General features: G+C 61.4%; 11 protein-coding genes. 2 read left to right on the forward strand and 9 right to left on the reverse strand.

Going from position 1 to position 11,774, the window contains the following annotated elements:
- The first annotated feature begins 87 nt into the window (after nucleotides 1–87).
- Together guaA and QN370_RS02645 are read left to right on the forward strand one after the other, a co-directional pair.
- The gene (gene guaA / locus QN370_RS02640) at nucleotides 88–1,692 is read left to right on the forward strand and encodes a glutamine-hydrolyzing GMP synthase (RefSeq protein ID WP_322125588.1); all 1,605 of its coding nucleotides are present in this window, start codon (nucleotides 88–90) and stop codon (nucleotides 1,690–1,692) included.
- Nucleotides 1,693–1,985: 293 nt separating this feature from the next.
- On the forward strand, nucleotides 1,986–3,242 hold the full coding sequence (locus QN370_RS02645) for a tyrosine-type recombinase/integrase (RefSeq protein WP_322125589.1): 1,257 nt from the start codon (nucleotides 1,986–1,988) through the stop codon (nucleotides 3,240–3,242).
- Here QN370_RS02645 and QN370_RS02650 read toward each other — a convergent pair.
- The 9 genes from QN370_RS02650 to trbE all read right to left on the reverse strand — a co-directional run bounded on the left by QN370_RS02650 (nucleotide 3,220) and on the right by trbE (nucleotide 11,768).
- On the reverse strand, nucleotides 3,220–3,591 hold the full coding sequence (locus tag QN370_RS02650) for a helix-turn-helix transcriptional regulator (protein WP_322125590.1): 372 nt from the start codon (nucleotides 3,589–3,591) through the stop codon (nucleotides 3,220–3,222). The two genes, QN370_RS02645 and QN370_RS02650, sit on opposite strands and share 23 nt — an antisense overlap.
- Nucleotides 3,592–3,742: 151 nt before the next feature.
- Entirely contained in the window at nucleotides 3,743–3,970 is a 228-nt protein-coding gene (locus QN370_RS02655) for a DUF2274 domain-containing protein (protein WP_322118365.1), read from the reverse strand.
- Entirely contained in the window at nucleotides 3,967–5,220 is a 1,254-nt protein-coding gene (locus QN370_RS02660) for a TrbI/VirB10 family protein (protein WP_322125591.1), read from the reverse strand. Before QN370_RS02660 ends, QN370_RS02655 begins: the two co-directional genes overlap by 4 nt.
- A gap of 2 nt (nucleotides 5,221–5,222) precedes the next feature.
- A complete protein-coding gene (gene trbG / locus QN370_RS02665) occupies nucleotides 5,223–6,236 on the reverse strand; it encodes a P-type conjugative transfer protein TrbG (RefSeq protein ID WP_322125592.1) in 1,014 nt (337 codons plus the stop codon).
- Nucleotides 6,233–6,940, reverse strand: a complete 708-nt coding sequence (gene trbF, locus QN370_RS02670) for a conjugal transfer protein TrbF (RefSeq protein ID WP_322118368.1) — start codon at nucleotides 6,938–6,940, stop codon at nucleotides 6,233–6,235. Before trbF ends, trbG begins: the two co-directional genes overlap by 4 nt.
- A 25-nt stretch (nucleotides 6,941–6,965) precedes the next feature.
- Entirely contained in the window at nucleotides 6,966–8,327 is a 1,362-nt protein-coding gene (trbL, locus tag QN370_RS02675; RefSeq protein ID WP_322118369.1) for a P-type conjugative transfer protein TrbL, read from the reverse strand.
- A gap of 3 nt (nucleotides 8,328–8,330) precedes the next feature.
- Entirely contained in the window at nucleotides 8,331–8,594 is a 264-nt protein-coding gene (locus QN370_RS02680) for an EexN family lipoprotein (protein WP_322125593.1), read from the reverse strand.
- 10 nt (nucleotides 8,595–8,604) lie between these two features.
- Complete coding sequence (gene trbJ, locus QN370_RS02685) at nucleotides 8,605–9,333, reverse strand: P-type conjugative transfer protein TrbJ (RefSeq protein WP_322125594.1); 729 nt, start codon at nucleotides 9,331–9,333, stop codon at nucleotides 8,605–8,607.
- Nucleotides 9,330–11,768 carry a conjugal transfer protein TrbE gene (trbE, locus tag QN370_RS02690; RefSeq protein ID WP_322125595.1) on the reverse strand — a complete coding sequence of 813 codons (2,439 nt, stop codon included), beginning with the start codon at nucleotides 11,766–11,768 and terminating at the stop codon, nucleotides 9,330–9,332. The genes trbJ and trbE overlap by 4 nt, the downstream gene beginning before the upstream one ends.
- Nucleotides 11,769–11,774 lie beyond the last annotated feature (6 nt).

The following is an 11,774-nucleotide window of genomic DNA, read 5'->3' on the forward strand; positions in this document are numbered from 1 at the left end:
GATCGTCGTAGTCATTCGGCAGGGCTGGCGGATTTCCGTGCAGCCCTGCTGACATTTTATTGATGCTTTTTTTAAATCGACCAAGCCATGCATTCCAAAATTCTGATCCTCGATTTCGGTTCCCAGGTAACCCAGCTGATTGCGCGTCGCGTGCGCGATGCGGGCGTGTTTTCTGAAGTTTTTCCGTACGACGTCAGCGATGAGTTCGTGCGCAATTACGGTGCCGCTGGCGTAATCCTGTCGGGTGGTCCGAACTCGGTGACCGAAGGCGATACGCCGCGCGTTCCGCAAGCCGTCTTTGAACTGGGTGTGCCGGTATTCGGTATTTGCTATGGCATGCAGGCGATGGCCGAGCAGCTCGGTGGCAAGGTCGAAAACGGGTCGGTGCGCGAGTTTGGTTACGCCGAAGTACGTGCCCGCGGCCACACGGCGCTGTTCGATGGCATCAGCGATTTCACCACGGCAGAAGGTCACGGCATGCTCAAAGTCTGGATGAGTCATGGCGACAAGGTCACCGAAATGCCGGCCGGCTTCAAGTTGATGGCATCGACCGACAGCTGCCCGATTGCCGCGATCGCCGATGAAACGCGACATTTTTATGCGGTGCAATTCCATCCGGAAGTCACGCACACGCTGCAGGGAAAAGCCATCATCGGCCGTTTCGTGCACGATATTTGCGGCTGCAAATCGGACTGGAACATGCCTGATTACATCGAGGAAGCCGTAGCATCGATCCGTCAGCAAGTCGGTAATGATGAAGTCATCCTCGGCTTGTCCGGCGGGGTCGACAGCAGCGTTGCGGCCGCACTGATCCATCGCGCCATCGGTGACAAGCTGACCTGCGTGTTTGTCGATCATGGCTTGCTGCGCCTGAACGAAGGCGACATGGTCATGGAGATGTTCGCCAACAATCTGGGCGTCAAGGTCATCCGTATCGATGCCACTGATCAGTTCATGGGGCATCTCGCTGGCGTCACGGACCCGGAACTCAAGCGCAAAATTATTGGCCGCGAATTTGTCGAAGTCTTCCAGGTCGAATCGGCCAAACTGAAAGAGGCCAAGTGGCTGGCACAGGGCACGATTTATCCGGACGTGATTGAAAGTGCCGGCAAGGGCAAAAAGGGACACACGATCAAGAGTCACCACAATGTTGGCGGCTTGCCCGATACGCTGAACCTGAAATTGCTCGAGCCATTGCGCGAACTGTTCAAGGATGAAGTGCGCGCGCTGGGCGTAGCGCTCGGCTTGCCTCCGACGATGGTGTATCGCCATCCGTTTCCGGGTCCGGGCTTGGGCGTGCGCATCCTCGGTGAAGTCAAGAAGGAATACGCTGACTTGCTGCGTCGCGCCGATGCGATTTTCATCGAAGAACTGCGCGCATGCACGCTCGACCTGCCGGCCGGAATCGACCAGCAAGGCATCGTCAACAACTGGTACGAAGGCACCAGCCAGGCGTTTGCCGTATTCCTGCCAGTGAAGTCGGTGGGTGTCATGGGCGATGGCCGCACCTATGAATACGTGGTCGCCTTGCGCGCAGTACAAACGCAGGACTTCATGACCGCGCACTGGGCGCATTTGCCGCACGAACTGCTTGGGCGCGTATCGAACCGGATCATCAACGAAGTGCGTGGCATCAACCGCGTGGTCTACGATATTTCGGGCAAGCCGCCGGCGACGATTGAGTGGGAATGATTTTAGGTCTTTCGGCAGCTTTCGCGGACTATCGGAAAAGTCACTTAACTTATTGATTTATATAAGTTTAAATCGCGAAAGCTATCGGCAACTATTGACGGCAAGCGAATCTTTTTGTCGGTAATCCTGACGGTAATGAAAGCTAGGCAAGCCATCTAAAAATATTTACCGTCTGACTGTTTTCGGCGTTGACGGTAAAAAATAAGAGAAAGAGCTAGTATTCATGCGGGTTTCAGAGCATTCTGTGTCTTTTGAGTCGTTGACGGTAAAATTGCCGTTCTCAGGAGGACACCATGCTGACCGATACCGCACTGAAGAATCTCAAACCCAAGGATGCACCCTACAAGGTGACGGACAGGGATGGCATGTATGTGACGGTCTCGACGGCGGGTACCGTCACGTTCCGTTATGACTACCGGATCAATAGCAGGCGCGAAACGCTGACGATTGGCCGCTATGGGCCAGGCGGTCTGTCGCTGGCCCGTGCACGCGAAAAGTGCATCGACGCGAAGCGGGCGGTTTCGGAAGGACAGTCCCCGGCGCAGGAAAAGCAGCGAGAGAAGAGGCGCCTTTCGGACGCCAAAACCTTCCAGGAATTTACCGACGAGTGGTACGAGGGTGCGCGGATGGCCGACAGCACGCGGTCGATGCGCAAGAGCATCCTTGACCGGGACATCCTGCCTGTGTTCAAGAGCCGCTTGCTGAGCGAGATCAGTCCTGATGACCTGCGCGATCTGTGCGACAAGGTGAAGGGGAGGGGAGCACCAGCAACGGCAATCCATGTCCGCGACATCATCAAGCAAATCTACGGTTTTGCCATCTTGCACGGCGAGAAGGTGGCCAACCCTGCCGACGACGTTGGACCATCGTCGATCGCTACTTTCGTGGCACGGGATCGAGCGCTGTCGCCGTCCGAGATACGCATCATGCTCAAGCAGTTGGAGTACGTCGCTTCGTACCCGACCATCAAACTGGGTCTGCGGCTTATCTTGCTCACGCTGGTGCGCAAAGGCGAACTGATCCACGCGACATGGGATGAGATCGACTTCGAGAATGCACTGTGGACTATCCCAAAAGCCCGCATGAAGGCCGGCAAGGCCCACAACATCTATCTGTCGCAGCAGGCGCTCGACATCATGATCGCACTGCGCACCTGCGCCGGTGGCTCAAGATACCTGTTGCCTTCGCGCTATGACGGCGACAAGTGTATGTCGAACGCCACGCTGAACCGTGTCGGGCAGATAGTCGTGGAGCGGTCGAAAGCGAAGGGTCTGCCAATCGAAAATTTCACTGTGCATGACCTGCGCCGCACCGGTTCGACCATCCTCAACGAGTTGGGCTTCAACAGTGACTGGATCGAGAAGTGTCTTGCCCACGAAGATGGCCGTTCATCACGCGGCATCTACAACAAGGCTGAATACGCCGAGCAGCGCCGCCACATGCTGCAAGAGTGGGCCGATATGGTTGACGCCTGGGTGGCCGGCGAATCGCATACCCCGACCTTGCTGCCCCCGTCGATGAAGATCATCACGACACAGGCGTTGCTTTGACGGGGCGGTGCTTGCGCTGACGCACGTCCGGCGAGGGGGCTCGTTTTATCTGCGCGCTGTCGGAAGCTTGGCGGCGCGCATCAAGCCATGCCTCTACCTCCGTCAAATCCCACACCACGCAGCGTGCGGTTAGATTGAACCTGCGCGGAAATTCACCGCGCCGTTCCATGTCGTAGATCGTGGTGTCGGCCAGAGGCACGATTTGTCGCAACTCGGGACGGCGGATCGTGCGTCGGAAGGGCAAGATATTCGGCGCGATCAGTCGTGGTAGCGGCATGCCGCGTAGGTCGTTTGCATCAGAGTCGTTGTTCGACCTCGCGGCCTGCAAACTTCGATCTGCTTTGTTCATGATCTTCTCCATCAGCAGGGCAGTTGCTGCGTGCATTGCAACGGCCGATATAAATACGGTCCTGTGATGGTGATCTTTCCGGCATCTATTGAAAACTCGCTCAGGCGTGCATGAGCGTATTCTGATTGCGCTCACGCGGCGCGGTTGTGAATCACTTCGCCGTGATCTTCTTGAAGCCGCGATCCCGCGCCATGAACGCTTCGAGCATGTGCGGGATCAGCGTCGTGGCATCAATCGGCTCGCCGTAGGTCTGAGCATGTTGCGTGGCGTAGCGTTCCAAGTCGGTCTTCAACGCGGTGGTGAGCGCAATGGTGATTTTGACTGTCTCAGTCTTGGTCGGCAGCGGCCCCAGCCGCAGCTTGTTGGTGGTCGTACTCATTGCGACGATCCCCTTTGGAAGAACAGCGGCTGGTACGGCCGCAAGATCAGATCCTTGTTCACCATGACCCGCATCGGGAAGCCGGGCCGGATAGTGAGCGTCGGCTGGATGCTCACATTGCGTTTGGTGATCTCCTGACCGACCTGGTTCACTGTGTCCTGCCCGCTCTGGCGCGTGGCAATGATGATTTTGCTATCGCTGCCGGTGCGATCAGGCGCAGCCAACTCAGCACCCACGCCGAGCAGCGTGGACAACGCAGCACCGGCGAGGATGCGATCCCAATGCCAATCGACGCCATCTTCCAGTCCGGCATAGCCCGCTGGGTCGATGCCGGGCAGGCGGTCGAGCGAAATGGATGAGGTATCGGGCAGGATCAACCGCGTCCACACAAGTAACACGCGCCGCTGACCGAATGACACCTGGCTGTCGTAGCGGCCGATCAGGCGTGAGCCCTGCGGAATCAGCAGGAAGCGACCTGTGGCCGTGTCGTAGACCGCCTCGGTGACGTTGGCGATGACCTGCCCCGGCAGATCGGAATTGATGCCCGTCACCAGCGCTGCCGGAATGATGGTGCCCGCCATCACCTGGTAGGGAGAGGCTGGCAGTTGCAAGCTGGCCGGATTACGGGTTGCGGTGTCGCCGCCATTGGCGACAAACGCCTGCTTCTGATCCTGCCGGTTTTGCACCGCCGTCGGGTCGGTCGGTTGCGCGGATGCGGCCGCAGGCGCCATCGGATTGAATGGCTGGTTGCCAGATACCGACTCGGGCATGGCCGAATTCGCAGTAGGCGACGGCGCTGCTTTCACCGCACCGCTGCGAAAGAAAACCCCCGAATGTGCCGCCTCATCGGCATCACCTGGCTGCGCAATGCGTCCAGCCTGCGCGGGCGCTCCCGCATTACGCTGCGCCACTATGGCCGGACCCAGGTCGCCCGGCAATGGTTCGCCCAAAACGGGCACCGGCTTGGCAGCCACCGGCACCTTGGAATAGTCCTTGGGCAACTGGTCGAGGTTCTCGGCATGCGAGACACGGTCCACGTTGTACAGTTCGGCTGCCGCGTTGCGCTCGCGCTTGTGCGATTGCAGCGACCACAGTGTGCCGCCCAACACGACCGCACCCAGCGTTCCCGCAAGGACGGCCAGCATGCGCCGGTTCAGTCGCGTGACCGGGCGCGGCGAAGCGCGCAGAGCCATGGTGTCCGGGTCAGCCTTGTTCGACCCAGTTGGTGGTGGCGTGGCGGGCGTGCTCATGCTCAATGCCTCCGTGCCGCGCTGCTCACACCATCGGTGCGCTCTATGCGAACAACGGCGGCCTTGTCAGCGCCCAGCCGCAATTCGGCCGCACCGAACAACCGATCCACCACGTAGTACGGTGAGCGGAAGCGGTAGTTCACGAGCTGGCCATCCCCCTGCGTTCCGATCACGAACAGCGGCGGCAACTCGCCCTGCGCGATGCCGGCGGGGAACTGGATGTAGACCCGCTCGCCGTCGTCGAAGGCGCGCAGCGGCTTCCACGGTGGGCTGTCGCCGGAAATCGCGTAGCGGAATTTGATCTGCTCCAGCGGCAAGCCTGAGTCCACCGGCGCAGCCGTCTGAGCTTGCTGCGCTTGCTTTTGCAAGGCCAGCAGGCGGTCTTTCGGGTAGTCCCACGATGCGGACGCCATCCATGCCTGCGGCGTCGAAGACAGTTCAAGCAGGTAGGTGCGGCGATTGGTGGTGATGACCAGGTTCGTCTTCAGCCCGATGCGCGTTGGCTTTACGAGAATGTTTACACGCAGGCTGGCGCCCGCACCGCTGGCCGTGTCGCCGACGATCCAGCGCACGGTGTCACCGGCCGAGACCGTTACCAGCTCTTCGCCCTGCTGCAAGGCGATGACGGTGACGCGGCCCGGACTGGTGTAGACCTGATACAGCGCGCCGTCCGCATAAGGCCAGACCTGGATGGCGTTGATATAACCCTCCCGGCTCGGTGCCACGCGCGCTTCGGCATTGGCGCGCGCCACGCGGGTTTTCTCATCAGGTGATTCAGTTGCCGGTTTGTCCTCGGGTACGTTCCGCAAGGATTTCAACTGCTCGGGCAGCGGCAGCGGTTTTGGCACCTCGACTATCTCGATGGGTTTGGGCGGTTCGGCCAAAACGTGCGCCGCCATAGATTCATCTAACGTGATGTCAGGTGGCGGCTGTCCATGCGTGGCGCAGCCTGTGACGGTTGCCAAGGTGGCACTCAGGATCAACGGAAAAGCGACAATGCGGATTTGTGTTTTCATGGTTTCTTCACTCCTTCAGTTGCGTCGAGTTCACGGCTCCAGGACAGGCCGTTGACATAGATTCCCAGCGGGTTTTTGCGCAGTCGCTCTTCGGTGCGCGGCGGCTGCAGCACCACGGACAGCATGGCGGTCCAGCGCTCGGTGCCCGAGGGCGAACCGTTCGCGTAGTTGCGCTCGATCCAGCGCACCTGAAACGAGGATTCGCTGGCGCGAACCACACTGGTGATTTCCACCGCCGTCGAGGTCTGGCCGATGCGCGCGAACGGATCGTTGGTGCGTGCGTAGTCGTTCAGCGTAGCCGCACCTTTGTCCGTCGTGTAGTCGTAGGCTTCGAGCCAGTTTTGGCGGACAACGATCGGATCGATCGACAGCGAGCGCACGTCGGTGACGAAGCGCGCCAGGTGGTAGGCAATCTGCGCGTCGTTCGGCTTGTACGGCGTGGCCGCTTCGCCGACCGCGCGTACCTGACCACCGGCGGCCACCTCCACCACATACGGCGTGACGATGGATTGCGCTGAGCGCCACACCAGACCGCCCGCCATCAGCAATGCCAGCGACAGACAGCCGAAGGCCATCAGCCGCCAGTTCTTCGCCTGCACGCGGGCGCTGCCGATACGCTGATCCCAGACCTGCGCAGCGGCTTGGTAGGGAGTGACAGGCGCGGGCGTTTCCGAGTAGCGCACCTGTGGTCGTTTGAATAGCATGAATTCTTCTCCTCAAGGGTTGGCGTCAAGTGCTGGATTCATCGCGCAGGCTCGGGCTGGCGCCGCTGCCACCGTGGTCGCCCGCGCGCAACGTGTGCGCCGCCGTCGAGACCGCACTGCTTGCTTGCTGTTTGCGCCGCATTTGTTTGGCCCAAGCGGGCTCGCCCGCAGGGGGCTTGGCGTCAGTCGATTCGGCTGATTCGGGTGCACCGGCTGCTGCCGCAGGCGCAGCAGCCTCCGCGACGAAATTCGCTACGCGGTCCTTGACCGCCTTCGCACCGGCTGCGACGCGCTGGCCGACAGCACCGGCACCGCTCTTGGCCACATTGGCGAGGCCCGCGCCGGCAGCGCGAACACCGCTACTACCCGATGCCGCAGCACCGGCCTGGTAAGCGGATTTCGCACCGCTTGCCATTGAACTGGTTGCACGTCCGGCCGAAGCGGCGCTGCCGATGGCCGCGCGCGCGGCACCCGGTGCCATGCGCGCACCTGCCGCGACCGCTGCGCCACCTGATGCGATAGCGGCACCACCGGCCACTGCCAAACCAGCGACACCCAGCGCCGTTCCGGCCGCAGCGCCAGCGCCGAGCTGTGGTGCGCCCGACACCAGCCCGGTCGCAATCCCCGGCCCGAAGATTCCCAGTCCCAGCATCGCCAGCGAGGCCAGCATGATGGTCAGCGCCAGGTCGATGGATGGCTCAGTGCCGGGCGGCACCTGAAACTGTGCAAACAGTCCTGTGCCGATGCCCACAATGACTGCGAGCACCAGTACCTTGATGCCAGACGACACGACGTTGCCCAATACCCGCTCGGCCAGAAATGCCGTCTTGTTCCATAGCGCAAACGGCACTAGCACGAAGCCCGCGAGTGTCGTCAGTTTGAATTCGATCAGCGTGACGAAGAGCTGCACCGCCAACACGAAGAAGCTGATGATCACTACCAGCCAGGCGAGGAACAACACCGAGATGACATCGAGGTGCGCGAACACTTCCGGGAAGCCGGTCATGTCGCTGATCTGCGCCATGATGGGCCGCGCTGCATCGACGCCGACTTTGGCTAGTACACCCGGTCGTAGAAACTGCGCTTGCGTCAGTGTGGAACCCGACGCCACCAGCCCGAGACCGGCAAAGGAGCGGAACAGAATGCCCGCCAGATTGTTGAAATTGCCGATGATGAATGCGAAGGCACCGACGTACAGCGTCTTTTTGATCAGCTTGCCAATGACCTCTTCGCCGCCCATGGCCCAGAACAGTCCGGCCAGCGTCATGTCGATCACCACCAGCGTGGCGGTGAGGAACGCCACCTCGCCATGCAGCAATCCGAAACCCGAGTCGATATAGCGCGAGAAAACATCAAGGAAATGGTCGATGACCGACAAGTCGTTCATGGCTTAGTCCTTCGGTGTGGGCGGTGGCGTAGCTGGTGGCGCAGGCGTGTACGGTGTGCCGCTGCCCATGAAGCGCCGCCGCGTGGCCTCGGCGGCCATCGTGCATAGCGCATCGCCTACCTTCGCGTGGTCGGCTTTGCACTGAGCGCGGACATCCTTCAGTCGTTCGGGATTGGCCATCAGCGATTCGACGGACTCGGTGGGGACCGGCTTGCTGCACGCGGCCAGTAGCAATGTGCAGGCGGTAACGGTGAGAAGGGTTTTCATGGTCGAGTCCTCATGGGTTGTAGTAGTTGATCGTGGTCGGCGTGTAGAGAGTGCCATCGCCCTGGAAGCGACGGCGCACTTCACGCGCACGCTCTTGGACTGCGACCTGCCGTGCTTGTTCCAGCGCGGTGGCCCGGTCCTGCGTGATCTGGAGCTGCTGCGCCTGGATGGCTTGGCGGGATTGCAGGGCCAGCAATTGGTTCGTCGCCTGCGTGGCCTGCAGCGCGCCAACGGCGGACTGGCTGCGGTTCACGAGATCAGTCAAGGTCTGCTCGTCGGATGCAAAATTCTGTACAGCCTGCGACTGCACCTGGGTCGCGGTGCGCAGCGCCTCCAACGAATTGCGCCAGCGCGTGCGGGCGTCGGTTGACATCTGACTACCCGACGTGGAGGCGGTATAGGCATTGGGATAGAGCCGCGCGAACTCGGTTTCCATCTGCGACAGGTTGAAGGCAAGCCCCTGCGCCTGTTGCAGGAGCTGGTTCGTCGCCGACAGTGCTGCACGTAGCTGATTAAGTGCGCTGAAGTCCAGACTGGTCAGATTCTTGGCGTCGTTCATCAGCATCTGCGCCTCGTTCTGGAGCTGCTTGATCTGGTTGTTGATCTGCTCCAACGCGCGGGCGGCTGTCATGATGTTCTGCACGAGGTTGGTCGGATCGATCACGACCCACTGCGCTTGCGCAGCAGGCATGGTGCCCACCAGAATGGTGGTGGCGATGGCAAGCAAGGTTTTCTTCATGGCTGCTTCTCCTGGGATGTGAAGGGGAACGACGGATAAGAGGGAATCAGGTCTGCGGCCCAGTCGAGGCCGCGATGGCGTAGCCAGGCGGCTGCGAAGTCCGCAGGCGGCAATGACGCGGAAACGGTGTCGATAGCGCGTTGGTCTTCGGGCTTGGCCGCGCCAGCAAATGCCAGCGCCACCGGCCCAAGCCCCAAATCAAAGACCCGGTTGCCGAGGCGCGACTGGTAGTAGTAATCGCGCTTGGGCTGGGCGGTCGCCACAATATTGATCTGCCGCGCATTGAGGCCGAAGCCTTCGTAGATAACGCGAATCTGCGGCTCGGTTGCCTGTGGGTTGGGCAAGAAGATACGGTTCACGCAACTCTCGATGATGGCTGGCGCAATACTCGAATCTTTGATGTCCGCCAGCGATTGCGTGGCGAAGATCACCGACACATTCTTTTTGCGCAGTGTCTTCAGCCACTGGCGAATGCGCGCGGCGAACACCGGGTCATCGAGGAACAGCCATGCCTCATCAAGGATCAACAGTGTTGGGGCGCCGTCAAGGCGTTCCTCGAAGCGCGCGAACAGGTAGCGCAGCACGGCCAGCGCAGCCGCCTTGCTGTGCATCAGCTCTTCCATCTCGAAGCACTGCACGTCGGCGAAACCCAGCCGGTCATGGTCGGCATCGAGCAGCTTGCCGTGCGCGCCACCCAGCACATAGGGTTGCAGGGCTTGCCGCAGCGCGTTCGATTGCAGCAGCACAGACAAGCCGGTCATGGTGCGCTGATCGAGCGGCGCGCTGGCGAGACTGTTCAGTGCCGACCACACGGCGTCCTTCACGTCCGGCCCAACGGCCACGCCTTCATGAATCAAGCGTCCTTCGACCCACTCGGCCGCCCAAGCGCGGTAACTGTCCTGATCGATGCGGGCCAGCGGCTGGAAGGCGATAGCACCGTCTGCGCCCAAGTCATAGTGCTCGCCACCGAGCCCGAGCACGGTGGCGCGAATCGAACGCCCCATGTCGAACGCGAAGATGCGCGAACCGGCATAGCGGCGGAACTGCATGGCCAAAGTGGCCAGCAGCACCGACTTGCCCATGCCGATGGGGCCGACCACCAGCGTGTTGCCCACGTCGCCGATGTGCGTGACTAGCCGGAACGGCGTCGCGCCATCGGTGCGGGTCACGATCAGCGGCGGGCCGTCAAGATGCGCATTACGCTCTTGACCGGCCCACACTGCCGACACCGGCAGCATGTGGGCCAGATTCAAGGTCGAGACAATGGGCTGGCGCACGTTGGCGTAGGCGTGTCCCGGAATCGACGACAGCCACGCATCGACCGCGTTCAAGGTTTCGGGGATCGTCACGAAGCCGCGACCCTGGATAGTCCGCTCCACCGCGCGCAACTTTTCGTCAGCGGCCGTCGCATCGATATCGAGTACCGTCACGGTGGCGGTGACGTAGCCGAACGACACCTGGTCACTGCCCAGTTCCTGCAATGCTGCATCGGCATCCGCTGCCTTGTTCGAGGCATCGGAATCCACCAGCGGGCTTTCCTGTTGAAAGATGGTTTCGCGTAGCAGCGCGACGATGTTCTTGCGCTTGGAGAACCACTGGCGGCGCAGCCGCGTCAGTTCCTTCTCCGCCTCGGCCTTGTCCATGCACAGGAAGCGGGTGCTCGAACGGTAGGCAAAGCCCAGGCGGTTGAGGTCATCAAGCAGGCCGGGCCAGGTCGAGGTCGGGAAACCCCGCACTGATGCCACGCGCAGGTGCTGGTTCCCGAGCATCGGTGCCAGCCCGCCCGTCAGCGGTTCGTCGGCCAACAGCGCATCCAGGTGCATCGGCACTTCGGGCACGGCCACCGAATGGCGGCGCGTGGACACACAGGCATGCAGGTAGGTCAAGGTCTGGCCATCGTCGAGCCAGGTGATCTCCGGCATGACCCCTTCGAGCAAACCGAAGAAGCGTTCGGTCTCCGAGACGAAGCCCTCCAGTCGTTCGCGCCAGTCCACGCCTTCGACCTTGCTGTTCTCATAAAGCAGCTTGGCGGCGCGGGCCGTTGATTCCTCGGGCGGCAAGTACAGAAGCGTCAGGTGGTACGTGCTCTCGAAGTGGCTATCGGCTTCCTCAAAAACGGCGCGGCGCTCTTCATCGACTAGCCAGGACAGCGGCTCGGGAAATACTGACTGCGGGTAGTCGGCCGCTTCGCGCCGTTCGGCCTCCACGAACAGCGCCCAGCCGGAACCGAACCGGCGCAACGCGTTGTTCAAGCGCGCCGCTGTGGCGATCAGTTCGCCCTGCGTCGCGCTGTCCAGGTCCGGCCCGCGAAACCGCGCCGTGCGCTGGAACGAGCCGTCCTTGTTAAGTACGACACCCGGCGCGACCAGCCCGGCCCAGGGCAACCAGTCTGCCAGTAGGGCCGGGCGTGTGCGGTATTCGGCAAGATGCATCATGGCGTG

The organism is Actimicrobium sp. CCI2.3, from assembly GCF_035019065.1.
GTDB lineage: Bacteria > Pseudomonadota > Gammaproteobacteria > Burkholderiales > Burkholderiaceae_D > Actimicrobium.